Here is a 25,890-nt window from a genome sequence, read left to right on the forward strand (position 1 = left end):
AGTAGACCAACGGCAGCACCCAGGCCCCCTTTCGCCGTGCGGGTCTACGTGCGTAGCGTCGTTGCTGACATGTTCACACCACGGCATGTCGGAAGAGTTCCCAGTTCCCCCCACCGAGCCTTTCGGAGGCACGAACATGCCCGTGCTCAGATCCGGGACGGCCCGACGCGGACGCATCGCCGCAGTCGGGATTCTTCTCACCTTCCTCACCTCGCTCGTCGCGCTGCCCGGTACGGCGTCCGCCGCGGCCATCCCCGCCCGCGGCACCGCCACCATGGGAATGGGTGTCGTCGACCACGACGGCCGGGGCGGCACTCCGCGCGCATCCCTCACCGCCACCCAGACCGAAGGCGTCGACGTCTCCGGGTACCAGGGCAACGTCGACTGGGCGACCCTGTGGAACAGCGGTGTGAGGTGGGCCTATACCAAGGCCACCGAGGGCAACTACTACACGAACCCCTCCTTCACCCAGCAGTACAACGGCTCGTACAACGTGGGGATGATCCGCGGCTCGTACCACTTCGCGACCCCCAACGACTCCAGCGGCGCCAACCAGGCGAACTACTTCGTCAGCCACGGCGGCGGCTGGTCCCGCGACGGCAAGACCCTGCCCGGCGTGCTGGACATCGAGTGGAATCCGTACGGCGACGCCTGCTACGGCCTGAGCGCGGCATCGATGGTCGCCTGGATCCACGACTTCGCCAACACCTACAAGTCGCTCACCGGGCGCGACGCGGTGATCTACACCGCCACCAGCTGGTGGACCCAGTGCACGGGCAACTCCGCGGCCTTCGGGTCCACGAACCCGCTGTGGATCGCCCGCTACGACTCCGCGCCGGGCACCCTGCCGGCGGGCTGGGGCTTCCAGACCATGTGGCAGTACACCTCCACCGGCCCGACGGTCGGTGACCACGACAAGTTCAACGGCGCGCTGGACCGGGTGCAGGCACTCGCCAACGGCTGACGTACGGAACGACGGACCCCCGGCGCGACACGGCGCCGGGGGTTGCGCGGGTCCGCCGCACGGGATTCCCTGCGGTCCCGCCCGTACGGGAGTCCGGACGGTCCGCCGTACGGGAGTTCCTACGCCCCGCCGTACGGGAGTCCCGGGCCCTACGGAAGCACCGAGTCCACGTAACCGCCGTCGACCCTGATCGCGCCGCCGGTGGTGGCCGAGGCGAGGGGTGAGCTGAGGTAGACGGCCATGTGCGCGACCTCCTCCGGCTCGATCAGCCGCTGGATGAGCGACTGCGGACGGTAGGTGCGCATGAACTCGCGCTGCGCCTCGTCCCACGGCAGTTCGGTACCGACCAGGTCGTGGATCAGGTCCTCGACACCACCGGTGTGGGTGGGGCCCACGATCACGGAGTTCACCGTCACGCCGGTGCCCGCCGCCTCCTTGGCGAAACCGCGGGAGACCGCCAGGAGCGCCGTCTTCGACATGCCGTAATGGATCATCTCGGCGGGAATGACGAGGGCGGAGTCGCTCGCGACGTTCAGGATCCGCCCCCAGGAGCGTTCCTTCATACCGGGCAGGTACGCGCGGATCATCCGCACCGCCGAGAGCACGTTCACCTCGAAGTACTCCCGCCATTCGGCGTCGCTGATGTCGAGAGCGGGGCGCGCGCCGAAGACGCCCAGGTTGTTGATGAGGATGTCCGTACGTGGCAGGGCCTCCAGGATCTGCCGGGTGCCCTCGTCCGTGGAGACGTCCCCCGGCGCCGCCATGAAGGCGGCGCCGGGGGCCCGGACGCTCAGCTGGGCCACGGCCTCACCGACCGACTCCCTGGTGCGGCCGTTGACGGCGACCCGCGCCCCGGCCCGTGCGAGCCCGGTCGCGACGGCCGCTCCGATGCCCCGGGTCGAGCCCGTGACCAGGGCGCTCTTCCCCTTGAGGTCAATCAGCACGGTGATCGTCCTTCCTGCGGCGGATCGTCCCGGTGGGGCCCCGGTGGAGGCCCCGGTGGAAGCTCATCCCAGTAGAGCACCGGGGCCGTCAGGCAGCAGCCGGAAGCCTCACCTCGGCCGGGGAGAGGGCGATCTCCAGGACCTGGCGGACATCCGTCACCGGGTGCACGTCCAGCCGGTCGAGCACCTCGGCCGGGACGTCGTCCAGATCCGCCTCGTTCCGCTTGGGGATCACCACGGTCGTGACGCCCGCCCGGTGCGCGGCCAGCAGCTTCTGCTTCAGACCGCCGATGGGCAGCACCCGGCCGGTCAGGGACACCTCGCCGGTCATGGCCACGTCCGTACGGACCTGCCTGCCGGAGAGCAGCGACGCGAGCGCCGTGGTCATCGTGATGCCCGCGCTCGGCCCGTCCTTGGGGACCGCGCCGGCCGGGAAGTGGATGTGCACCCCGCGGTCCTTCAGGTCCGCGACGGGCAGTTCCAGTTCCGCGCCGTGCGAGCGCAGGAAGGAGAGCGCGATCTGCGCCGACTCCTTCATGACGTCGCCGAGCTGACCGGTCAGGGTCAGCCCCGCCGCGCCCGTCTCCGGGTCGGCCAGCGACGCCTCGACGAAGAGCACGTCGCCGCCCGCGCCGGTGACGGCGAGACCGGTGGCCACGCCGGGCACCGCGGTACGCCGCTCGGCCGGGTCCTGGGCGGACTCGGGCACATGGTGCGGGCGTCCGATCAGGCGCCGCAGCTGCGCGTCGGTGACGGTGAGGGGCAGTTCCTGCTCGCCCGTCTCGTGCCGGGCCGCCACCTTCCGCAGCAGCCTCGCCACGGCCCGCTCCAGGTTCCGTACGCCCGCCTCCCGGGTGTACTCCCCCGCCAGCTTGCGCAGCGCCGAGTCGTCGAGGGTGACCTCGCCGGGCTCCAGGCCCGCGCGTTCCAGCTGCCGGGGCAGCAGGTGGTCACGGGCGATGACGACCTTCTCGTCCTCGGTGTACCCGTCCAGCGTGACCAGTTCCATCCGGTCGAGCAGCGCCTCGGGGATGGCCTCCAGGACATTCGCGGTGGCGAGGAAGACCACGTCGGAGAGGTCCAGCTCGACCTCCAGGTAGTGGTCGCGGAAGGTGTGGTTCTGCGCCGGGTCGAGGACTTCGAGCAGCGCCGCCGCCGGATCGCCGCGGAAGTCCGAGCCGACCTTGTCGATCTCGTCGAGCAGGACGACCGGGTTCATCGAACCGGCTTCCTTGATGGCGCGGACGACGCGTCCGGGCAGGGCGCCGACGTACGTACGCCGGTGTCCGCGGATCTCCGCCTCGTCCCGGACACCGCCGAGCGCGACCCGGACGAACTTCCGGCCCATCGCGTGCGCGACGCTCTCGCCGAGCGAGGTCTTCCCGACCCCCGGCGGGCCGACCAGGGCCAGTACCGCGCCACCGCGACGGCCGCCCACGACGCCCAGTCCCCGGTCGGCGCGGCGCTTGCGCACCGCCAGGTACTCGGTGATCCGTTCCTTCACGTCGTCCAGGCCGGAGTGTTCGGCGTCCAGGATCTGCCGGGCGCCGCTGATGTCGTAGGCGTCCTCGGTGCGCTCGTTCCAGGGCAGTTCGAGGACGGTGTCCAGCCAGGTCCGGATCCAGGAACCCTCGGGGCTCTGGTCGGAGGAGCGCTCCAGCTTCTCGACCTCCTTGAGCGCGGCCTCCCTGACGTGGCCGGGGAGGTCGGCGGCCTCGACACGGGTCCGGTAGTCGTCGGACTCGTCCTCGGCGTCGCCGTTCAGCTCGGAGAGCTCCTTGCGTACGGCTTCCAGCTGGCGCCGCAGCAGGAACTCGCGCTGCTGCTTGTCCACGCCCTCCTGGACGTCCTTGGCGATGGACTCGGCGACATCCTGCTCGGCGAGGTGCTCGCCGAGCCAGGTGACAGCGAGCTTCAGGCGGGCCACCGGGTCGGCGGTCTCCAGGAGCTCGATCTTCTGTTCCAGACTGAGGAAGGGTGAGTAGCCGGAGTTGTCGGCGAGGGCCGAGACGCCCTCGATCTGCTGGACCCGGTCCACCACCTGCCAGGCGCCGCGCTTCTTCAGCCAGCTGGTGGCGAGGGCCTTGTACTCCTTGATCAGCTCGGTGGCGGAGCCGGGCAGCGGATCGGGGTCGCTCTCGTCGGTCCGGATCCCCTCGACCCAGAGCGCGGCCCCGGGGCCGGTCGTCCCCGCACCGATCTGCACCCGGTCCCGGCCGCGGACCAGGGCGCCGGGGTCTCCGTCGGAGAGCCTGCCCACCTGTTCGACGGTGCCGAGGACGCCGGTGCTCGCGTACGTACCTTCGATCCGCGGAACGAGAAGGACCAGCGGCTTGTTGCCACCGGAGCGGGCGGGCGAAGCCTGTGCGGCTTCCACCGCGGCGCGTACGTCGGGGTCGGAAAGATCCAGCGGCACAACCATTCCGGGCAGCACGACCTCGTCGTCGAGCGGCAGCACGGGCAGGGTGAGCGGTGCGTACGTGGACTCAGTAGCCATGATCTCCCCTTAGGCAGTGAAGTTGAGCTATGCAGACTCAATGCCGTGGAGGGCGCTGGTGTTCCCCAGCGGCTGTTCGCTCTCAGCGATCGGGCCGGCGGGGCCGGGTGAACCAGCAGATGCGGCAGGGGTGCCGGGAGTGCCGGCAGACGCGACAGGGGTGCTGGGAGTGCCGGGTGGCGCCGTCCCGGCAGCCTCCGCGCCGGACACCTCTGTTCCGGCCGACCCGGCCCCGGCCGCCCTGATCCTGGCCGCCCGCCAGCGGCGCACCAGGGGCCAGGAGGCCACCCCGAAACAGAGCGCGAGCGGGTGGCCCCACGCGGTCAGCGGGTCGACGAAGGCCAGCAGCGCCTGGCCGAGCGTGAAGGCGACCACCGTCAGCAGGGACCAGCGCACCGCGGGGGCGAGCAGCCCGGCCAGCGCCCCCACGCTGGCCATCAGGCCGAAGCTGATGCCGTAGTCGAACCGGTGCAGCGAGGTGGCGGGCAGATGCCCGGCGGCCACCGATATGCCCACCGGGAGTTCCGTGGCCAGCGTGGTCAGGACGTGACCCGCCAGGAAGACGGCACCGGTACGCAGCGGGCCGATGCGGCGCTCCAGGGCCGTGAGCACGAAGAGGAAGCCGATCGCGGAGGTCGACAGCACCCCGCCGGCCACCCACAGCGCGCTGGTCACCAGGGAGAGCAGCGGGGTCCTGGCCAGATGTGCCATGTCGGTGCTGGAGCCGCGCAGCAGGGCGTCGACCGTGGCCGGGGGCGCGTACGCGGCGAAGAGCGAGGTGGCGAGCAGGACCAGGACGTAGCCGAAGGTGAACGGCGTCCCGGTGGGGGTGGGCAGCAGGCGCAGCAGACCGCGGGCCGTGACACCGGCCGTCGGTTCTGCCTGCCGTGTGTGGTGCACTGCTGTCTGTCCTGTCGGCCGTCGGTCCGTCCGTTCGCGCCCACTTGTCCCAACGCTGGGTCCCGGGAACAGTCTCCGGTCCCGGCTATGACCTGCGCCACACGAAGCAACCCCGGCACCACCCGCGGCGTCGGGGGCCCGACCCAGGAGGGGATCACCATCGAAGACGTACGCACTCTTGACCGGCGCGAGGGCCCGTACGGCGAAGTCGTCCTGCGGGAACGCGGTGAGCACTTCGAGATCATCGCCAACGGCTGTTTCCTGATGGACACCTCGGACGGCCGCTCGGAGCGGCTGCTGATCGATGCGGCACTGGATGCCCTGCCCGCCGGCCGCGCCAACCCCGCGCTGCTCATCGGCGGTCTCGGCGTGGGTTTCTCGCTCGCCCATGCCGCGGCCGACCCCCGGTGGGGACCGATCACCGTCGTCGAGCGCGAACAGGCCATCATCGACTGGCACGACCGTCATCTCGAAGGCCCCCTCACCCGGATCTCCGGCGCCGCACTGGCCGATCCGCGCACTGTGATCCTGCCCACCGATCTGGTCGCCCACATGCGCGAATCCGCGGCGGCATATGACGCCTTGTGTCTGGACATCGACAATGGCCCGGACTGGACGGTCACCGAGGACAACGAGGGGCTGTACACACCGAGCGGACTCGCGGCCTGCATGAACCGGCTCAAACCAGAAGGAATCCTTGCGGTCTGGTCCGCCCAGCCCTCGGCGAAATTCGAGGATGCCTTGTGGAATGCCGGATTCAGTGGGGTAAGAACCGAAGAGATCGCAGTTGCCCGGGGCGTGCCTGACGTGGTCCATCTCGCTGTTCGCCCTGCGTAGCCGGGATGGCGTCCGTGCATCTAGTCTGCTCACCGACACAGAGATGTGGACGCCGTATCTAAGAACGCCGTATCAGAACGCCGTATCAGAACGCAGACCAAGAGCGCACTTCCAGGGGCGGGCGATGGAGCAGACACACACCACCCACAACGGCGTCGCGGCTACCCCCGGCGCCCAGCGCCGGGTGCTGGTCGTCGAGGACGACCCGACAATCGTCGACGCCATTGCCGCCCGGCTGCGAGCCGAGGGTTTCCAGGTGCAGACGGCCACGGACGGCCCGGCCGCCGTGGACGCGGCACAGGGCTGGCAGCCGGATCTGATGGTCCTCGACGTGATGCTGCCGGGCTTCGACGGCCTTGAGGTCTGCCGTCGCGTCCAGGCGCAGCGGCCGGTGCCCGTACTGATGCTGACCGCGCGGGACGACGAGACCGACATGCTGGTCGGCCTCGGTGTCGGCGCCGACGACTACATGACCAAGCCGTTCTCGATGCGTGAGCTGGCGGCGCGGGTGCACGTCCTGCTGCGCCGGGTCGAGCGGGCGACGATCGCCGCCTCGACGCCGCGCAGCGGGATCCTCCGCCTCGGCGAGCTGGAGATCGACCACGCCCAGCGCCGGGTGCGGGTGCGCAACGACGACGTGCACCTGACGCCCACCGAGTTCGACCTGCTGGTCTGCCTGGCGAACACACCGCGCGCGGTCCTCTCCCGGGAGCAGCTGCTCGCCGAGGTGTGGGACTGGGCCGACGCGTCGGGCACCCGTACCGTCGACAGCCACATCAAGGCGCTGCGCCGGAAGATCGGCGCGGAGCGCATCCGTACGGTCCACGGCGTCGGCTACGCGCTGGAGACCCCGGCGCCATGAGCCGGACGCGGTTCCGCTGGGCCTGGAACCGGCAGCGGCCCCTCCCCGTATCGATCAAGGCCAAGCTCGGCACGCTCGTGGTGGTCTCGGTCTTCATCACCACCGGGCTGCTGCTGGTGGCCCTGCGCACCAAGACCGAGCTGCGTTTCATCACCGTCTTCTCGGTGATCGCCTCGATGCTGATCACCCAGTTCGTGGCGCACAGCCTGACCTCGCCGCTGGACGAGATGAACACGGTCGCGCGGTCGATCTCGCACGGCGACTACACGCGGCGGGTCAGCGGCGCGGACCGCAGGGACGAGCTGGGTGACCTGGCGTCGACCATCAACCGCATGGCCGAGGACCTGGAGGCCGTGGACCGGCACCGCAAGGAGCTGGTGGCGAATGTCTCCCATGAGCTGCGGACGCCGATCGCGGCGCTGCGGGCCGTGCTGGAGAACGTCGTGGACGGGGTCTCGGCCGCGGATCCCGAGACGATGCGTACCGCACTGAAACAGACCGAGCGGCTGGGCCGCCTCGTGGAGACGCTGCTCGACCTGTCCCGCCTGGACAACGGTGTCGTACCGCTGAAGGCGAGCCGCTTCGAGGTGTGGCCGTACCTCTCGGGCGTACTGAAGGAGGCGAACCTCGCCTCCGCGCACCGCAGGGGCACCTCGGGCTCCGGGGGCCAGCACAGCCGTACGGACGTCCATCTCCACCTGGACGTCTCGCCGCCCGAGCTGACCGCGCACGCGGACGCGGAGCGGCTGCACCAGGTGGTCGCCAACCTGATCGACAACGCGGTGAAGCACTCCCCGCCGCACGGCCGGGTCACGGTCCGCGCACGGCGCGGCCGGCAGCCGGAGTCGCTGGACCTGGAGGTCGTGGACGAGGGTCCCGGCATCCCCGAGCAGGAGCGGCACCGGGTGTTCGAGCGCTTCAACCGGGGTCGGGCGCCGTCCCCGCACGGTCCCGGCAGCGACGGCGGCACCGGACTGGGCCTGGCCATCGCGCGGTGGGCGGTGGATCTTCACGGCGGGCGGATCGGGGTGGCCGAATCATCCCGTGGTTGCCGAATTCGCGTCACTCTTCCGGGCGTATCCCGGACATCAGCTTGACGTAAGGTTCGAAGCGGAAGCGCGCGTTCTGTGAAGAAGCCGCGCGTGAGCAGGTCAGGGACTGCTGCCCAAGGGGCAGTGGCCGTGGAGCGTCGTACCCGAATGGCGCGGAACCACGCATGTTTCCCGCCAATTCCCTCCCCGAAACCAGCTTTCGAGTGTGACTTACGCGACGATGGCCCGCCCGGCCTGCACCTCCAGGCCAGGGAGGCGTAGCCTTTATTTCCGCTGTCCATCACCTTGTGAAGCGGAAGAGGGCGGTTGCCGCCGTGTCGTCTCAGTCCCCCAGTAACTCGAGCATCTCGACCGACCAAGAGGGGCAGGGTAAGAGCCCTGCTGACGCTTTTGGTCCCAATGAGTGGCTTGTCGACGAGATCTACCAGCAGTACCTCCAGGATCCGAATTCGGTTGACCGAGCCTGGTGGGACTTCTTCGCCGACTACAAGCCCGGCTCTGCCGGTGCTCCCACCGCGGGTGCGGAGCCGGTGAGCGCGAGCGCTCCCCATCAGTCCAGTGCGAACGGCCAGAGCGTCGCGCAGGGTGGCGCAGCCGCGGGGGCTGCGGCCACCAACGCCGCACCGGCCCCTGCCGCCGTCCAGGCGCCCGCCGCACAGCCCGTGGCTCCGGCCGCTCCGGCCGCTCAGCCCGCGCCTGTCGTCGCGAAGCCCGCAGCCACCGCTGCCGCGCCCGCCGTCCCGGCGGCGAAGCCCGCAGCCGCGAAGGCTCCCGCCGAGGCCGAGCCGGCCGTCGAGGCCCCCGCGGGCCCCGAGCTGGTGACGCTGCGTGGCCCGTCGGCCGCCGTGGCGAAGAACATGAACGCCTCGCTGGAGCTGCCGACGGCCACGTCCGTCCGCGCCGTCCCGGTGAAGCTGCTGTTCGACAACCGCATCGTCATCAACAACCACCTGAAGCGCGCGCGGGGCGGGAAGATCTCCTTCACCCACCTCATCGGCTTCGCGATGGTGCAGGCCCTCAAGGCCATGCCGTCGATGAACCACTCCTTCGCGGTGAAGGACGGCAAGCCGACGCTGGTCAAGCCGGCGCACGTGAACCTCGGCCTCGCCATCGACCTGGTGAAGCCGAACGGTGACCGCCAGCTCGTCGTCGCGGCGATCAAGAAGGCCGAGACCCTCGACTTCTTCGAGTTCTGGCAGGCGTACGAGGACATCGTCCGCCGCGCCCGCGCGAACAAGCTGACGATGGACGACTTCACCGGCGTCACCGCGTCGCTGACGAACCCCGGCGGCATCGGCACCGTCCACTCGGTGCCCCGCCTGATGCCCGGACAGGGCCTCATCATGGGCGTCGGCGCGATGGACTACCCGGCCGAGTTCCAGGGCACCTCGCAGGACACCCTGAACAAGCTGGGCATCTCGAAGGTCATGACGCTGACCTCGACGTACGACCACCGGGTCATCCAGGGCGCCGCCTCCGGTGAGTTCCTGCGGATCCTCGCCAACCTGCTGCTCGGCGAGAACGGCTTCTACGACGACCTCTTCGAGGCGCTGCGCATCCCGTACGAGCCGGTCCGCTGGCTCAAGGACATCGACGTCTCGCACGACAACGACGTCACGAAGGCCGCCCGTGTCTTCGAGCTGATCCACGCCTACCGGGTCCGCGGCCACGTCATGGCCGACACCGACCCGCTGGAGTACAAGCAGCGCAAGCACCCCGACCTCGACATCATCGAGCACGGCCTGACGCTCTGGGACCTGGAGCGGGAGTTCGCCGTCGGCGGGTTCGCGGGCAAGTCGATGATGAAGCTGCGCGACATCCTCGGTGTGCTGCGCGACTCGTACTGCCGCACCACGGGCGTCGAGTTCATGCACATCCAGGACCCGAAGCAGCGCAAGTGGATCCAGGACCGCATCGAGCGCGGCGCGCACGCCAAGCCCGAGCGCGAGGAGCAGCTGCGCATCCTGCGCCGGCTGAACTCCGCCGAGGCGTTCGAGACCTTCCTGCAGACCAAGTACGTCGGCCAGAAGCGCTTCTCGCTCGAAGGCGGCGAGTCCGTCATCCCGCTGCTCGACGCGGTCATCGACTCGGCTGCCGAGTCGCGCCTGGACGAGGTCGTCATCGGGATGGCCCACCGCGGCCGTCTCAACGTGCTGGCCAACATCGTCGGCAAGTCGTACGCGCAGATCTTCCGCGAGTTCGAGGGCAACCTCGACCCGAAGTCGATGCACGGCTCCGGCGACGTGAAGTACCACCTCGGTTCCGAGGGCACCTTCACCGGGCTCGACGGCGAGCAGATCAAGGTCTCGCTGGCCGCCAACCCCTCGCACCTGGAGACCGTCGACCCGGTCGTCGAGGGCATCGCGCGCGCCAAGCAGGACATCATCAACAAGGGCGGCACGGACTTCACCGTGCTGCCGGTGGCGCTGCACGGCGACGCGGCCTTCGCGGGCCAGGGCGTCGTCGCCGAGACGCTCAACATGTCGCAGCTGCGCGGCTACCGCACCGGCGGCACCGTGCACATCGTGATCAACAACCAGGTCGGCTTCACCGCCGCCCCGGAGTCGTCCCGCTCGTCGATGTACGCCACCGACGTGGCCCGCATGATCGAGGCGCCGATCTTCCACGTGAACGGCGACGACCCGGAGGCCGTGGTGCGCGTCGCGCGCCTCGCCTTCGAGTTCCGTCAGGCGTTCAACAAGGACGTCGTCATCGACCTCATCTGCTACCGCCGCCGCGGTCACAACGAGGCCGACAACCCCTCGTTCACGCAGCCGCTGATGTACGACCTGATCGACAAGAAGCGCTCGGTGCGCAAGCTCTACACCGAGTCCCTCATCGGTCGCGGCGACATCACGCTGGAAGAGGCCGAGCAGGCGCTGCAGGACTTCCAGGGCCAGCTGGAGAAGGTCTTCGCGGAGGTCCGCGAGGCCACCTCCGAGCCCGCCGAGGTCTCGGTTCCCGTCCCGCAGGCCGAGTTCCCGGTCGCCGTGGACACCGCGATCTCCCAGGAGGTCGTGAAGCGGATCGCCGAGTCCCAGGTCAACATCCCGGACCGGATCACCGTGCACCCGCGGCTGCTGCCGCAGGTGCAGCGCCGGGCCGCGATGATCGACGACGGAACGATCGACTGGGCGATGGGCGAGACCCTCGCCATCGGCTCGCTGCTCCTGGAGGGCACGCCGGTCCGGCTCTCCGGCCAGGACTCGCGCCGTGGCACCTTCGGCCAGCGGCACGCGGTCCTCATCGACCGCAAGACCGGCGAGGACTTCACCCCGCTGCTCTACCTCTCCGACGACCAGGCGCGTTACAACGTCTACGACTCGCTGCTCAGCGAGTACGCGGTGATGGGCTTCGAGTACGGCTACTCGCTGGCCCGCCCGGAGTCGCTGGTCATGTGGGAAGCGCAGTTCGGTGACTTCGTCAACGGCGCGCAGACGGTGGTGGACGAGTACATCTCGGCCGCCGAGCAGAAGTGGGGCCAGACGTCCGGCGTCACCCTGCTCCTCCCGCACGGCTACGAGGGCCAGGGCCCGGACCACTCGTCCGCCCGCCCGGAGCGCTTCCTCCAGCTGTGCGCGCAGAACAACATGACGGTCGCCATGCCGACGCTCCCGTCGAACTACTTCCACCTCCTGCGGTGGCAGGTGCACAACCCGCACCACAAGCCGCTGGTCGTCTTCACCCCGAAGTCGATGCTCCGCCTCAAGGCGGCGGCGTCGAAGGCGGAGGAGTTCACCACGGGCGGCTTCCGTCCGGTCATCGGGGACGACAGCGTCGACCCGAGCGCCGTGCGCAAGGTCGTCTTCACGGCCGGCAAGGTCTACTACGACCTGGACGCCGAGCGCACCAAGCGCGGCGTCACGGACACCGCGATCATCCGGCTGGAGCGCCTGTACCCGCTGCCGGGTGCCGAACTCCAGGCGGAGATCGCCAAGTTCCCGAACGCCGAGAAGTACCTCTGGGCGCAGGAGGAGCCGGCGAACCAGGGTGCGTGGCCGTTCATCGCGCTCAACCTGATCGACCACCTGGACCTGGCGGTCGGCGCCGACGTCCCGCACGGTGAGCGCCTGCGTCGCATCTCGCGACCGCACGGCTCGTCCCCCGCGGTCGGCTCCGCCAAGCGCCACCAGGCGGAGCAGGCCCAGCTGGTCGCCGAGGTCTTCGAGGCGTAGTCAGCAGGGACAGCGCAGTACGGAGGGCCCGGCCGCAGATGATGCGGCCGGGCCCTCCGGCGTTTCCTGCTCCGGGGCAGCCGCCCCGCGTGGTCAGAGCAGCTGGGGCTCGAAGTCCCAGTAGCGCTGCATCCCGTGCCGGATGCTCCGTACGTGCTGGTGGTCGCGGCCCAGCAGCGCGGTGATCCGCACCAGCGCGTCCGCCTGGAGCGCGTCGGCGCGCGCCTCGTCGCCGGTGGCCCGCAGATCCTGGGCCAGCGCCGCCGCGATCGTGCTGGTCAGCGGGTGCTGGGCGCCGAGCGTGCGGGTGGACCGCCGGAGCAGGTCCTCACCGAGCCGTACGGCGCCCTCGTCGTCCCCGATCCGGTGCCTGGCCGTCGCGGTGTTGAAGGCGACGCCCAGGGTCCACGGGTGGTCGGCGCCCACGGCCTCGGTCATGCGCTGGAGGGTCTGCTCGGCGAGCGCACCGGCCCCCTCGTGCTCGCCCGCGTCGCTGAGCAGCAGCACCAGATTGGCCCGGGTGCCCACCGCGTAGGGGTGGTCCTCCCCCAGCTGCACCGCGTACAGCGCGGCGGTGTCGTCGGCGAGGTCGTAGGCCGCGCGGATGTCACCGGTCTCGCGCAGCAGCATCGCGTAGTCCGCGCCCGCCCGCAGGGTGTCCGGGTGGCGGCGGCCCCGGCGGGCCGTCCGGCGTTTGCGGACGCTGAGCATCAGCTGCCTGGCCTGGAGGAGCTTGCCCTCGCGGCGCAGGCACAGGGCGAGGTTGTGGTCCGCGTTGAGGGTCTGGCCGTGGTTGCGGTCCAACTCCTGCCCGTGCAGCAGCGAGTTGTGCTCCTGGATCTCCAGGGCCTCCCGGTAGCGGCCGAGCAGCCGGAGCGTCCAGGCGGTGCGCAGCGCGGAGTGCAGGGTGAGCGGATTGCGTCCGCCGAGGAGCTCGACCCGGGCTGCCAGGATCTCCCGGTGCAGGTGCAGGGACTCCTCGTAGTGCCCCTGGAGCCCCATCACCTCGGCGAGGTTGTTCCGTACGGAGAGGGTGCGCGGCACCCAGGCGCTGCCCAGTGCCGTGGTGGCCTCGGCCGCGGCCTGTTCGAGGAGGGCGCGGGCCTCGTCGTAGCGGCCGAGTGCCATCAGCGTGCCGCCGAGGCCGTCCCTGGCCCGGATCACCTCGATCGGCTCGGCGTCCCCGTTGTCGGCGAGGCGGTCGAGCACCGCGCGTCCCACCGACTCGGCTTCGGTGTAACGCCCCAGCCTGCGCAGCATGTTGGCCTTCTGGTGGACGGCGACCAGGACGGACCTGCTGGTGGGTCCGGAGACCGGCTGCCAGTGCGCTATCGCCTCGTGGCTGAGGGAACGCCCGTCCTCGTACTCGCCGCGCATCCGCAGGTACTCGATGCAGTTGAGGACGAGGGTGCGGACGTCCTCGTCGGCGGATTCCAGGGCGCCGGATATCCGCAGGTGCGGGATCAGTTCGGCGTACCGGGCCCAGTTGCGGGACGACGTGGGGTCGCGCGGGTCGGCGGACACCAGGACCCGCAGGGCCGCTGCCGACAGCTCCGCGCGCTCGTCGGGGCCCTGGGTGTGCCGTACGAAGGAGTGGAAGAGCCGGTGCATCCGCAGGGTACCGACGGTGACGGCGTCCATCCGGGGCGACGAGTCGTACTCCAGCCGCATGGAGGTGACTTCGGAGAGCCGGCGCAGTGCCGAGTTCCAGCTGCTGGGTTCCGGGACGACGCGGTCCAGCGGCTTGGGCAGGTCGGCCGCGCGGGCCGCCTGCAGCAGCCGTACGGGCACGACGCCCGGGGAGAAGCAGGCGAGCAGGTTGAGCAGCTTCCACGCGCCGACGTCCTGGTCGTGCAGGCTGTTCAGGGTCTTGGCCCAGGCGACCTGGAAGGACTCGGGGTATTCCTTGGACGCCAGCAGGCCGAAGCGGTCGGGGTCGCCCTTCTTCAACTCCCGGATGTACTCCAGGACATCGACGGTCGGGTTGATGCCGAGCCAGGCCGCGGTCTGGTCGAGCAGCAGCGGCAGATCCTCCACGGCTTCGGCGAGCAGCCCGGCCTCGGACTCGGACAGCCGCCCGGAGCGGCGGCCCGCGAAGGTGATCGACTCCTCGCGCTCAAAGCGGTTCACCTGGACCAGTTCGGCCTCGGCGGACCATTCCTGTTGGCTGGTGGTGACCAGGACATGGCCGGGACCGTCCGGCAGCAGTGCCTGCACTTTGGCCGGATCTCCCGCACCGTCGAGCACGATCAGCCAGCTGTCGGCGGTGGCGCGGAGCCGTTCGACGGCTGCCGCGATGGACCGGTCGAGGTTGGCGCCGGTGGGGACCCCGAGGGCGTCGGCGAGTGCGCCGAACTGTTCGCGGGCGGTGCCCCGGCCGGTCGCGTCCACCCACCAGACGATGTCGTACTCGCCCTTGAACCGGTGGACGTACTCCAGCGCGATCTGGGTCTTGCCGATGCCGCCGGGTCCGCACAGGGCGAGGACGCCGCCCTCGGTCCGGCTCGCGGCGAGGTGGTCGTGCACCCGGTCGAGGATTTCGCCCCGGCCGGTGAAGCGGCGGTTGCGGCGCGGCACGTTCTGCACGCGCGGCGGGTTGTCGGGGAAGCGCGGCGGGCGGTCCAGGCTGACGGCCTGCGGGGCGACCGCGGTGATGCCCGCCGCCTCCAGGACCCGCCGCCGGGCGGCCTCGGCGCGGAGTCCGCGCAGCGCCACCGGGCCCAGGGCGATCAGGGCGTCGGGCAGCGGCCGGGTCGTGACACTGACCGCGGCGATGCGGTCGGGGTGGCGGCCGTGCACCTGACGGAGCGCGTCGCCCCAGGCCTCGTACCGCACCTCGGCGAACTTCTCGAACCAGTCGTCGATGACGAGCAGTATCCGGCCGGGGGCTTCCAGCAGCCCGGTGAGCGCGTCCTGCGACGGGCCCTGCCGGGCGGGGCTCCAGCGCACCGGGGCGGCGGCGCAGCCCGCTGCGTTGATCTGTCCCACGATCCAGTTGGCCCAGGGCTCGCTCTGCCCTGCGAAGACCACCGTGACGTGGGGAATGTGCTCCGCCATCGCCGTCCTCTCAGCCGATTGCGTCACTGCCGCGACACGTCCCACTCAAGTGTGGTCCGAAGTCGCCGTGTTGACGGCCAGTTGGCGCCACGATACGTCACGTGACGACATGTCTCAGCCGGTGGCCGATATGCCGGATGAGTCGTTCCAGATCGGGACAGTAGACACTGGGATGACGGAACCCGCTCCCGTCGGCGTACCGGTGGATGTAATTCCCGCCACCGCAGACCCGGAGCACCGGACAGCTCAGACAGTCCGCGGCCAGCGCGCCCGCGCCGAGTTGCCGGGCCACGATGCCCGGGTGGTCGAGGGCCGCGTCGAGGGGGTGGCTGAAGACGTCGAGACCGGTCGCGGGGGCGCCCTCGTAGGCGGACTTGAGCGCGTCGACCTGTTCGATCGCCCCGTCGGTGTCGATGACGACGACCGCCAGCGGGGCGAGCCCGACGGCCTCGGCGGCGGCGGGTTCGCCGAGCAGCAGGGCGATGATCGTGTGGAAGAGCCGGATGCGCGGCTGGCCGGGGCCGCCGTCCCACCAGCGGTCGAAGGCGGTGGCGAGCCAGTCGCCGTACGGGGTCGGCCCCGGCCGGTGCCGACCTGGGACGGCGGCCTGCTTCCCCGGCGCCTGCCTTCCCGGCGTCTGCGCGCCCGGCGTCTGCCTTCCCTGCGCCTGCGTACCCGGCGTCTGCTTGCCCGGTGGCGGCGCCGACCAATTGCCGTGCGGCAGCAGCAGATCGAGCCCCGGGGGCCGCAGCGCGCGCAGACTGTCGTAGACGGCCACCGGGTCGGCCGTGACATCGATGGTGCAGAGGATCCCGGCGTACGTGCCGGGGTGCGGGCACGCGGCGAGCAGCCGGGCCGCCCGGTGCGCGGCGGGCCAGGAGGGGCGGCCCGCGTGGTCGGCGCGGCGGGCGTTCTGTGCGGCGGTGCCGCCGTCCAGGGAGAGACCGACGCGGATCCGGGCGGCGGCCAGCGTGTTCAGGACGTCCGCGGTGAGCAGGGTGCCGTTCGTCTGGACGGTGGCGGTGACCTCGCAGTCGGCGGGCACCGCGTTCCGTACCGCGTCGGCGTACGCGACGACCGGTCCGGGGCCCGCGAGCAGGGGCTCACCGCCGTGCAGTTCGATCCGGATGTGCTTCAGGCCGTGCGTGCGGACGTGTTCGCCGATGCGGTCGGCGGTCCGCCGCACGGTGGCGTCGGCGGCGCGCTGCGGGCGCTCGCGCCAACTGCTGTCCTGGCCGCGGTAGATGTAGCAGTACGTGCAGGCGAGGTTGCACCGGCTGTGCACCTTGAGGACGAACTGCCGGAAGGGCACGGCCCGGTGGCCGGCGCCGCGGTCCCGGACGGCGCCGGTCGTGGCACATCCGGTCATGGCGCGTCCTCGTAGTAGGCGATCAGCGGCTCGTGCGGGTCGCGGCCCGCGATCTCGGCGAGTACGGCGGCCAGCACCGGATGGGCGCAGTCCGGTGGAACGGTCAGCGAGGGCAGTGGCGCCTCGGTGTCGGTGTCCCCGGTCACTGATCGCCCACCTCGGCCCACAGCCGGTCGACGGCGTCCCGGGCCCTGACCCAGAGCTCCCGGGCGGCAGTGTCGCCCGCGATCTCCGACGGCTCGGCCGCGTCCATCACATGGAGGGCGGTCTCGTACTCGCGGAGTGCCTCCACGGGACCGGCGAGTTCCTCCAGTACCGAGGCCCGCGCCAGCCGCGCCGCACCGGCCAGCGGCACGTCGTCCACCTCGGCGGCGTGCGCGTAGTGGTTGGCGGCCTGCTGGAGGTGGTCGGCGGTCCCGGTGTGCCGGGCGAGCTCGGCGGCGATGTCCCCCCGGTGCCGCCAGGCGCGGGAGGCGACGAGCGGATCGGTGGCGCCGCGGGCCGCCGCTCCGTAGGCCCATTCCGCTTCGTAGAGGTCGGCGAGCCGCCCCGACCTGGCATAGCGCGCCCCGTACGCCGAGCCGAGCAGCATCCGTCGGGCCGGCAGTTCCGCGTCGCCGTCGGGCGTCTCGTCGGCGGCCTCGCGGAGCCGGCGTACCGCGTCGTCGAAGTCGGCCGCCGCGCCGTCCCGTTCGGCCCGCTGCAACAGGGCTCTGCCGAGGCGGGTGAGCAGGGTGGCCGGTTCCGCCGGGCGCCCGACGGTCAGGGCGTCCCGCCAGTTCTCGATGGCGCCGTCCAGATGCCCCGGCTGCCCGGTGTCCGTGAAGCTCCGCCAGTACCGGTCGCCGAGGCGGCGGTGGCAGTCGTACCGGGTGGCGTCGTCGTCGGCCGCCCACAGGGCCGCGGTCAGCGCGTCGAGCACGGTCCGCCGCGGCACACCGTCTCCTTCCCGCTGCGCCTGCGGTCCTGTCCCCGCGGTCAGCTCGGCGAGTTCCAGTGCTCCGGCGGTCTTCAGCAGGATGTCGACGAGTTGGGCCCGGTCGTGGGCCGCCAGCTCCGCTCGCTGTAGGACCTGGCGGGCCCGTTCGGCGTGGTCGCGCACCGCGTCGTCGCCCTCGACGTGCCGGGCGAGGTCCAGCTCCAGGGTGCCGTGCAGCAGCCAGGTCTCGACGCCGGGCTCCGCCGCGGCCAGCCGTTCGGCGACCACCGCGGCCTCCCGCAGCAGGCCGGTCTCCACGGCCGTCGGGGTACGGGAGAGGCGGCGCAGCACCTCGATGTAGAGCCGGGCGACTGACGACCGGTCCCGCTGCGGGCCCTGTTCGGTGAGCCGCTGGAGGTGACGGCCCGCCAGGGACAGCAGCGCTCTCTCCGCCGTCCGGGCGTCGAAGTCCCGGGGGCCCTGCTCCGGGACCCGCTCCGGGTCCTCGCCCAGTACCTCCCGTGCCAGTGCGGGGTCCAGGGTGCCTTCGGCGGCGGCGAGTGCCATCGCGTACAGCACCGTGGGGAGCGCCAGCGCATCGGAGAACTCCACGGCCTGCCACGCGCTGCTGAGGTCCTCGTCCATCCGGCGCAGCTGCCAGCGGGCCAGGTACGCCGTCGCCTGTTCCTCCCGCAGCCCCCGCAGCCGGTCCGGGCGTCCCTCGCCGTGCACGGCCTCGGCCAGCAGCTCGATCGCGGCGTCCAGCTTGCGCCCGTCGCCGCCCGATGTGTACTGGCTCAGCAACTCCGTTGCCTGTCCTGCCAGTTGGTCCACGCCGGCGTGGGCGTCGAGCAACGGCGACCGGATCCCGGCGCTGCGGCGCCGCACGGTGTCGGCGGCGACCTCCGCGAAGACCCGCAGTCCCACCGGGATCTGCCCGCCGCCGACCGGCAGGGCCGCGCCCTCGCCGAGGGCGGCGGCGGCCACCGCGGGGAAGTTGCGGGCGCTGCGGCCGAAGCGCCGCTCGACGTAGCGCGAACTGTGCCGCAGCACCAGGCGCTCCTCGCCCCGGTCCAGGCGGGCCGCGAGCTCCACCCGTACCCCGTCGAAGAATTCGTAGTACGGCTCGTCCGACAGCTCGATGTCGGCCCGTTCGGCCCGGCGGACGATCCCGCCGAGCAGGACCTCGGCCAGCGCTTCGGGGCCGGTGCCCGCCAGCATGGTGTGCTGCACGAGCCGCATCACCGGCAGGACCAGGGGTACCGCCGTCAGATATTCGGCCAGCCGCTGGGCGTGCGGCGAGGCGGTGCGCCGGAAGGCCCTGACCCGTTCCTCGCCGCTGAGCCGGGCCGCCGCGCGTACCGGCGCCGCGGAGGGGCTGTGGTCACGGCGCACCCAGCCGGCCGCCGTCAGCAGGGAATGGCCCGTCGCGCCCGACGCCAGCCGGGCCCAGCCCTCCACCGAGTTTCGCCGCAGCGCGAGCACCGGTACCGGGCGCCCCGCACGGGCCGTGGCGGCAGCCGGTCCGCTGCTGAACTCCAGCCGCCCGAGCGGCCCTTCGTGCCGCTTCAGCACCCCGCCGTACGCGGGCAGATGGGTCCGGCGCCACAACCGCTGCGGCAGCGGCTGGACGACCGCCACCGGGGTGGACGCCGACCAGCGGTAGAGCAGGCGCTGGATGGCGCCGGAGCGCCACATGGGGCCCGCGCAGTCCGAGAGCAGCAGGATGATCCGGCGCCCGGTGGGGTCGCCGAGCTGGGCGGCGGCGCGCAGCGGGCCGCCGGGGTCGGGTCCTGCCGCGTAGCCGGTGCTGCCGTCGGGGCCCTGGTGCAGGTAGCGGACCTGGACGTCCTGGAACACCCCCGCGCCGGCGCAGGTCACGTTCAGCTCCTCCAGAGCGGTCTGCCAGGCGACGGTGGAGGTGGACACGTCCATCAGGAGCAGCAGCCGGGCCTTCTGCCGCCGGGCCGCGCGCAGCACCGGGATGATCAGGCCGGTGTCGGCGGCCCGGCCCGCGGTGGCCTCCTCGTCCAGCTGCCGCCGGGGCGGGCGGCCCGGCGACCGGTAGCGGCGCAGCGGGCGCAACGCCCGCTGGAGGGACTGCGGGTCGGGCAGCGCGGGCGCGGCGGGCGCCAGGACCGGCGTGGTCTCCAGGGTGGCGGGCGCGCCCTCCGGGTCCGGCATGGTCAGCAGCGTGGGCGGCGGCGCATCGGCGTACCGCGCCTCCAGGGGACCGGGGACGACAGGGTCCGGTCCGCGGACCGGGGTCTTCCGCGCGGGCTCCGGTGGCCGGGGCTGCTCCACGGGGGCGGGTCGGCCGGTGCGGGCCGCGAGCCAGAGGGCGTCGGCGAGTTCACGGGCGTCGCAGTCGAGACCGGTTGCCCGCAGCCCGGCGATCAGTGCGCCGAGCCGTGCGGTCCGGCCGTTCTCGTCTCCCCCCGCGGACACCACTGCTCACCTGGGCCCGTTGTCGAGAGGGCGCATCAGGAGGTCGGCGACGGACTCCTGGCCGGTGGTCTGCCGGACGAGATAGATCGCGTTGAGCAACTGGTCGGTGGGGCGCACCCCGCCGTCCGCCTCGGTTCTGACGAACTGGTCGACCAGGGCGATGTGTTCGTCGTACGCCCCGGCGCCGAAGTGTGCCTGCACCATGGCGGCGAGCCGCTCGTCCCGGGGTGCCTCCAGGTCGAGGTGGATACAGCGGCGCAGCAGCGGTGCGGGGAAGTCCCGTTCGCGGTTGCTGGTCATGACGACGACGGGAAAGGCCCGGCAGCGCACCCGGCCGCCGGTGACCGGCACGCGCAGCCCGTCGTCGGTCAGCACCTGGACGGTCTCCTGCCCGGGGCGGTCGGCGACCCGCTCCAGCTCGGGCAGGGTGAACTCGCCCTCCTCCAGCACGTTGAGCAGGTCGTTGGGGAGGTCGATGTCGCTCTTGTCCAGCTCGTCGATGAGCAGCACGCGGGGCCGGTCGGCGGCGAGCAGCGCGGTGCCGAGCGGGCCGAGCCGGAGGTAGCGGCCGATGTCTCCGGTCCCGGCAGCGCTTCCGTCCCCGCTTTCCCGGCCTTCGTGGCCTCCGAGGCTTTCCGGCCGGGCGATGCGGGACAGCTGGGCGTCCTGGAGGCGGCCGATCGCGTCGTAGGAGTAGAGGCCGTCGCGGAGTTCGGTACGGCTGACGACCGGCCACTGGAGGACCCGGCCGAGCCCGAGTTCGAACGCGAGGTCGTGGGCGAGCGTGCTCTTGCCCGAGCCGGGCTCGCCCGTGATCAGCAGCGGACGGCGCAGGTAGAGCGCGGCGTTGATGAGCCGCAGCGCCTCACTGCCCGGTACGGCGAGCGGCACGACCCGGTGGCCCAGCCGCCGCTGCGTCGCGGAGTCGGCCGGCGGTACGGCGTACGGGACGGGCGGGGCGTCGAAGGCCCGCCACGGCGGCGGCTCCGGCCGCCGGTCGATACGGGTCGGATCGGGGGCCCCTGTGCCGCGGTAGATGAACCAATCGCTCATCGGTGGTTCGCTCCTCATCGGCGACAGGCGTTCCGGAATATGTACCCGCCCGGCGGGCAATCAACTTCATTTTCCGGCCATTGGCAGGTCTTGATTCGGCAGGTCTTCATGGCGAGTCCAGGGTTTCCTCGTCGTCGGCGGGCAGCGAGCGCCCGGGATCGTCGTACAGCAGCACCAGCGATTCGGGCCAGTGGGTCTCCGGCCTCCGGGGGTCGATGTCCTCCCTCAGATGACGTATCCGGTCCGGGAGTTCGCAGGCCCGGTCCGTACGGTCGAGGAGCCCCTGCACCCGGCCGCGCAGTTCGGTGCAGCGTTCTTCGCAGCCGCGTCCGGTGTGCCCGTCGATGTCCCAGAGGGCGATGCCGTGACCGGCCCGCAGTGTCAGTTCCATCGCGGTGGCCCCCACCCCCCGGCTCGCGGGGCGGCAGAGCACCGGCACCGCGCCGGGGGTCAACCCCTCGTAGTATGCGGCTCGTTGGGTGGTGCCGGGTTCCGGGATCCGGGCCACCGTCAGGCGCTCCGCCCCGGCCACGGCCTGCCAGCGGATGTCCCGTTCGGCCTCCTCGCTCCACCGGCCGCGGCGCCCGAGGTCGCGCAGCACGAGGCGGCGCTGGGCGCCGAGGTGCGCGAGCTTGTTCAGACGGGCGGCGTCTTCGAGCTGCCAGCGGTGCACCGGGGTGTCGAAGCCGCCGAGCGGCAGGGCGATCTCCACGGGCAGCGGGTGGTCCGGATCGGGGTCGTGGGCGTGCAGCACCTCGTGGAGCGTGCGCCGGAGTGACTGGTGGTTGTGCCAGGCGGCGTCGACTCCCGGCGCCGCCTCCTCGTAGGCGCCGATCTGTTCGCTGCCGCCGTCCCCGGTGAAGAGGTGGATCGTCCAGTCGACGAGGGAGGCGTCGTCGTGCAGCGGGTCCATGACGACGGTGATGACCGGCCCTTCGCCGGGGCCCGGGTACGGCAGGACGGTGCGGCCCGGCTGTCCGGCGTCGGGCCACAGCTGCTCGGGCAGCCGCACCTCGGTGACCAGTTCGTGCTGGAACGGGTGGGCCACCTCCTCCAGCCTGTCGGTGATCCACTCGGACAGCTGTCCCGACTTGCCGCCGTACGCGTGCACGTACCGGGCCACGAGCTGGAGGTAGCGCAGGAAGACCAGGGCGCCGAGCGGCTCGTCGCCGTCGTAGAGCAGGCCGTAGCCGTCGCGCCAGCTCAGCAGCGCGTTCTTGGCCGGGGCCAGTTCGTTGCGGGCGGCCTTGTGGGCGACGGCGGCGATGGGGGCGCCGGTGGCGGGGGCGGGCAGCTCGGCGAGCAGGCCCAGCGCCTTGCGCCGGTCCCGCGGGGTCCAGCTCCCGGGCCCGAAGCCGGTCCCGGTGTCCCGCCGCCCGGTGCTCTCGCCGGACGACCACTGCCGGGAGATCCAGGTCTGGTGCCCCTTCCGGGCCGCGTGCCAGCTGTCGTGTCCGGCCATCACCTGCTGGTAGAGGCCGCCGAAGCCGCGCAGCGCGGCGGCGGCGATGGCGAGCCCGCCCTCCCGGTCCTTCCGGCGGGACTTGATCACCCCGACGACCTCGTTGGTGAGCGGATCGACCAGTGGCCCTCCGGAGACGCCCTTGGGGTACTCGGCTCCGGGGGCGATCACCAGTCCGTAGCCGCCGTCGTGCACGTTGATCTCGCCCTTGGCCTGGAAGGAGACGGCCCTGGTCCCGGTCCCGTCCGGGTCGCCCGGCCGGTAGCCGTGGACCAGGACGGTGCGCATCACCCGGGTGGCACGGTCGGTGAACCAGACGCATTCGTGCTCGATGTCCGGGTCGAGCAGCCGGACCAGCGCGAGGTCCCGCTCGACGGGGATCACCCGCCCCTCCCGCTCCATGAGCCGCCAGTCCGCGAGCTCCGCGTGGACGGAGATCCCGTCGTTGAAGCCGTCACCGCGGACATCCAGCTGCCCGCCGGGGCCTGCGGGCAGGTGACTGCGGACCACATGGGCGCAGGTCACCACCCAGCCGGGCGCGACGAAGAAGCCGCTGCCCCAGAAGTCCTTGCTCTCGCCGCCCACGGGCAGCAGCTGGACGGTCGCCGCCGCGGCGAGAGAGCTCACCACATGATCGGGGTCACTCATCGGCGGGATCCGCCGGGGGCTGGCCGTTCCGGGTCGTACCGCCCGGGGTCACGCCGCTCGGGGCCGTACCAGTCGGGTTCGCAGTGCTCTGCTCGGCCAGCTTCCAGGTGAGGGAGACCTGGAGCGACGCCTTCGCCTCCGCCCCCGCGAGGACCGAGATGACCTTGCCCTCCTTGACGCTGAACTCCAGGCCGAAGGTGACGGTGGCCTCGTCGGGCCGGGCGGCCCGCGCCGCGGCCAGCACCGAGTCACCGACTCCGCCGATCACCCGCTGGAGGTCGTCCACCCGGTTCTGCAGGATCTCCGCGACCCCGACGTCCTCGTACCCGTCGTCGTGCGCGCCGGACGGCGTCAGACGGGCGTGCACGACCGCACCTCCCGGAAGCACGATCTCCTGCACCTCGGCTGCCACAGCTCCCCCGTATCCCGGTGTACCCGCATCCCCGTGTACCCGTATCACCGTTCAAGTCGCCCTTGGACCGGGCCACTTGGATCACGACGAGGTTAATGGTCCGTACGGTTGCAGGCGACCCCGCGACCCGCCGCGAACCGGCCCGCGCGACTGCACATAATCTGGACACAGGACACCCGGCACCCCATCAGGAGCACCCCATGTACTTCACCGACCGCGGCATCGAGGAACTGGAGAAGCGGCGCGGCGAGGAGGAAGTCACCTTCGAGTGGCTGGCCGAGCAGCTGCGTACGTTCGTCGACCTCAACCCCGACTTCGAGGTGCCGGTCGAGCGGCTGGCGACCTGGCTGGCCCGGCTGGACGACGAGGACGACGAGGACGACGAGGACGCGTAGCGACGCGTAGCCCTGGACCGGCCGGTTCTTCCCCGGCCGGTACCGACCGCAGGCCCACATCCAAGGCTTCGGCCGGTGTCAGCCGCAGGCCCGTATCCGGGGCTTCGCCCCGTGTCAGCCGCGGGCCCGCATCCGGTCGTACGCGAGGCCCAGCGCGCCGTGCGCGAGCAGCAGCGCAGCCGCCGCCGTCCAGCCGCCGCTGCGGCGGCCGAGGCCCCACAGCGCCAGCGGGACACCCGCCGCGAGCTGGGCGGCACCGAGCGCGCGGGCCCTCGGGCCGCGGAGCCAGGGGCCGAGGGAACTCTCCTCGAAGACATCCAGTTCGGCCCGTACGGCGTCGCGCCAGCCCGACGACTCGATCGGCTCGGTGGCCGGGTGGATCCGGGCCACCGAACGCAGCCGGTCCACCGGGTCGCCGGGGGTGAGCCCGGTGGGCAGCACCAGCCCGGCCCGGCCCAGGACCGCCGTCAGACCGAGCAGTCGGGAGCGGGAGTCCGCCACCGCGTCCGGGAGAGTCAGTTCGGTCAGCGCCTGGAGGTCCAGTACGGGGTCGAGCCCGAGCCGTGCGCCGAACGTGCGCATCGCGTCGCTCTCACCCCCCGGCGTGCCGTCCGTGAGCCATACGTATCCGACGGGCCGCCGGAACCCGGACGCCAGGGTGAAGCCCGCCCGGTCGCCGTCCCACCACAGGGCGAGCACCGGCCAGCTGGAGGCGACCGCCAGTGCGGTGGCCCAGCCACCGGCCACCCGGTCGACGGGTTCCTGCCCGTGCAGCCAGGGCTTCCCCTCGGGGACGAGCACGCTCCACACCTCGCCCGCGGGGGCGAGGAGCAGGCGCTCGCGCAGCAGATGAGCCGCGGGACGTACGGCGGCGGGGTCGGCGCGGCAGAGCAGCAGGGCACCTGTGGCGTTCTCTGACATGGCCCCACGCTAGGACAGATCCACACGTTCCACCCGCGCGCTTGACTTCGAGAATCCGCGATATATCGTGTCTAGCAGAAGACGCGATATGTTGCGTCGTAGCCGACCCGGGAGGTCAGTTCCATGTCCGAGAGGTCAGTGGCAGAGCCGCAGAAGCTCACCTTCGACAGTCCCGTGACGGCACTGAACGTGCGCATCGTCAGTGGAACGGTCAACGTGGTGGGCACCGACGAGGCCGTACTGAACGAGCAGGGCGGTGCCCGCCTCGAAGTGTCCGAGATCGACGGCCCGCCGCTGATCGTGACGCAGGAGAACGGCACGCTGACCGTGGCCTACGAGGACCTGCCCTGGAAGAACTTCCTCAAGTGGCTCGACCGCAGAGGCTGGCACCGCAGCGCCGTCGTCTCGCTCACCGTCCCGTCGACGGCGAAGGTGGAGGTGGGCGTGGTCGGCGCGGGCGCCGTGGTCTCCGGGATCCAGGGGCGTACGGAAATCCGGGGCGTCACCGGCGACACCACCCTCGTCGGCCTCTCCGGCGCTGTCCGGGCCGAGACCGTCTCGGGGAACCTCGAAGCCCAGTCCGTCAGCGGCGAGCTGCGTTTCCACTCGGTCTCGGGGGACCTCACGGTGGTCGAGGGGACGGGTTCCTCCGTACGGGCGGACTCGGTCAGCGGGGACATGGTCATCGACCTCGACACGACCGGCAGGCCGACGGACATCAGCCTCAACACGGTCTCGGGCGAGGTCGCCGTCCGGCTGACCCACCCGACGGACGCGCAGGTCGACGCGAACACCACCAGTGGCGCCGTGTCGAGCGCCTTCGAAGACCTGCGGGTGAGCGGCCAGTGGGGCGCCAAGAAGATCACCGGCACTCTGGGCCGGGGAACCGGCAGACTCAGGGCGACCACGGTTTCCGGTGCCATCGCACTGCTGCGCAAGCCCGCCCCGGACGACGTCAACGAGAAGGTGCTCTGA

At 71.7% G+C, this 25,890-nt stretch carries 18 protein-coding genes; 7 read left to right on the forward strand and 11 right to left on the reverse strand.

What is annotated here, in order from left to right; all coding sequences use genetic code 11:
• Positions 1–136 precede the first annotated feature (136 nt).
• Positions 137–964 carry a lysozyme gene (locus tag NBY69_RS02370; protein ID WP_250297897.1) on the forward strand — a complete coding sequence of 276 codons (828 nt, stop codon included), beginning with the start codon at positions 137–139 and terminating at the stop codon, positions 962–964.
• Between the two features lie 149 nt (positions 965–1,113).
• Here NBY69_RS02370 and NBY69_RS02375 read toward each other — a convergent pair whose 3' ends face one another.
• From NBY69_RS02375 to NBY69_RS02385, 3 genes are all read right to left on the reverse strand, one after another.
• Positions 1,114–1,908, reverse strand: coding sequence for an SDR family NAD(P)-dependent oxidoreductase (locus NBY69_RS02375; protein ID WP_250297898.1), 795 nt, complete (start codon positions 1,906–1,908; stop codon positions 1,114–1,116).
• An 88-nt stretch (positions 1,909–1,996) separates the two neighbouring features.
• Positions 1,997–4,405, reverse strand: coding sequence for an endopeptidase La (gene lon / locus NBY69_RS02380; protein WP_250297899.1), 2,409 nt, complete (start codon positions 4,403–4,405; stop codon positions 1,997–1,999).
• 27 nt (positions 4,406–4,432) lie between these two features.
• The gene (locus NBY69_RS02385; RefSeq protein ID WP_308409460.1) at positions 4,433–5,305 is read right to left on the reverse strand and encodes a rhomboid-like protein; all 873 of its coding nucleotides are present in this window, start codon (positions 5,303–5,305) and stop codon (positions 4,433–4,435) included.
• Positions 5,306–5,392: 87 nt separating this feature from the next.
• Between NBY69_RS02385 and NBY69_RS02390 the strand changes: the two genes are divergently transcribed.
• From NBY69_RS02390 to NBY69_RS02405, 4 genes are all read left to right on the forward strand, one after another.
• Positions 5,393–6,142, forward strand: coding sequence for a spermidine synthase (locus tag NBY69_RS02390; RefSeq protein WP_250297900.1), 750 nt, complete (start codon positions 5,393–5,395; stop codon positions 6,140–6,142).
• 124 nt (positions 6,143–6,266) lie between these two features.
• Complete coding sequence (locus tag NBY69_RS02395; protein WP_164266008.1) at positions 6,267–7,004, forward strand: response regulator transcription factor; 738 nt, start codon at positions 6,267–6,269, stop codon at positions 7,002–7,004.
• Positions 7,001–8,101, forward strand: coding sequence for a HAMP domain-containing sensor histidine kinase (locus NBY69_RS02400; protein WP_250297901.1), 1,101 nt, complete (start codon positions 7,001–7,003; stop codon positions 8,099–8,101). The genes NBY69_RS02395 and NBY69_RS02400 overlap by 4 nt, the downstream gene beginning before the upstream one ends.
• 269 nt (positions 8,102–8,370) lie before the next feature.
• Positions 8,371–12,231 (forward strand): multifunctional oxoglutarate decarboxylase/oxoglutarate dehydrogenase thiamine pyrophosphate-binding subunit/dihydrolipoyllysine-residue succinyltransferase subunit, encoded by a 3,861-nt coding sequence (locus NBY69_RS02405; protein WP_250297902.1) that lies wholly within the window; start codon positions 8,371–8,373, stop codon positions 12,229–12,231.
• Positions 12,232–12,324: 93 nt separating this feature from the next.
• Here NBY69_RS02405 and fxsT read toward each other — a convergent pair whose 3' ends face one another.
• The 7 genes from fxsT to NBY69_RS02440 form a co-directional block, all read right to left on the reverse strand.
• Positions 12,325–15,288, reverse strand: coding sequence for an FxSxx-COOH system tetratricopeptide repeat protein (fxsT, locus tag NBY69_RS02410; protein ID WP_250297903.1), 2,964 nt, complete (start codon positions 15,286–15,288; stop codon positions 12,325–12,327).
• A gap of 97 nt (positions 15,289–15,385) precedes the next feature.
• The gene (locus NBY69_RS02415) at positions 15,386–16,657 is read right to left on the reverse strand and encodes a radical SAM protein (protein ID WP_250297904.1); all 1,272 of its coding nucleotides are present in this window, start codon (positions 16,655–16,657) and stop codon (positions 15,386–15,388) included.
• Entirely contained in the window at positions 16,654–16,803 is a 150-nt protein-coding gene (locus NBY69_RS02420; RefSeq protein WP_250297905.1) for a hypothetical protein, read from the reverse strand. Before NBY69_RS02420 ends, NBY69_RS02415 begins: the two co-directional genes overlap by 4 nt.
• Positions 16,800–20,024 (reverse strand): SAV_2336 N-terminal domain-related protein, encoded by a 3,225-nt coding sequence (locus NBY69_RS02425; RefSeq protein WP_250297906.1) that lies wholly within the window; start codon positions 20,022–20,024, stop codon positions 16,800–16,802. The genes NBY69_RS02420 and NBY69_RS02425 overlap by 4 nt, the downstream gene beginning before the upstream one ends.
• A 6-nt stretch (positions 20,025–20,030) precedes the next feature.
• Complete coding sequence (locus NBY69_RS02430) at positions 20,031–21,077, reverse strand: MoxR family ATPase (protein WP_250297907.1); 1,047 nt, start codon at positions 21,075–21,077, stop codon at positions 20,031–20,033.
• A 106-nt stretch (positions 21,078–21,183) separates the two neighbouring features.
• Positions 21,184–23,187, reverse strand: a complete 2,004-nt coding sequence (locus tag NBY69_RS02435) for a trypsin-like peptidase domain-containing protein (protein ID WP_250297908.1) — start codon at positions 23,185–23,187, stop codon at positions 21,184–21,186.
• Positions 23,180–23,599, reverse strand: a complete 420-nt coding sequence (locus NBY69_RS02440) for a CU044_2847 family protein (protein ID WP_250297909.1) — start codon at positions 23,597–23,599, stop codon at positions 23,180–23,182. The genes NBY69_RS02435 and NBY69_RS02440 overlap by 8 nt, the downstream gene beginning before the upstream one ends.
• Positions 23,600–23,799: 200 nt before the next feature.
• Between NBY69_RS02440 and NBY69_RS02445 the strand changes: the two genes are divergently transcribed.
• Positions 23,800–23,994, forward strand: coding sequence for a DUF6104 family protein (locus NBY69_RS02445; protein ID WP_175515220.1), 195 nt, complete (start codon positions 23,800–23,802; stop codon positions 23,992–23,994).
• A gap of 114 nt (positions 23,995–24,108) precedes the next feature.
• On the opposite strand, the gene NBY69_RS02450 is transcribed toward NBY69_RS02445, so the two are convergent.
• Positions 24,109–24,915, reverse strand: a complete 807-nt coding sequence (locus NBY69_RS02450; protein ID WP_250297910.1) for a hypothetical protein — start codon at positions 24,913–24,915, stop codon at positions 24,109–24,111.
• Between the two features lie 123 nt (positions 24,916–25,038).
• Here NBY69_RS02450 and NBY69_RS02455 point away from each other — a divergent pair, with 123 nt between their 5' ends.
• On the forward strand, positions 25,039–25,890 hold the full coding sequence (locus NBY69_RS02455) for a DUF4097 family beta strand repeat-containing protein (RefSeq protein WP_250297911.1): 852 nt from the start codon (positions 25,039–25,041) through the stop codon (positions 25,888–25,890).

This window comes from Streptomyces sp. A 4/2 (assembly GCF_940670765.1).
In the GTDB taxonomy this organism is placed as follows: Bacteria; Actinomycetota; Actinomycetes; order Streptomycetales; family Streptomycetaceae; genus Streptomyces.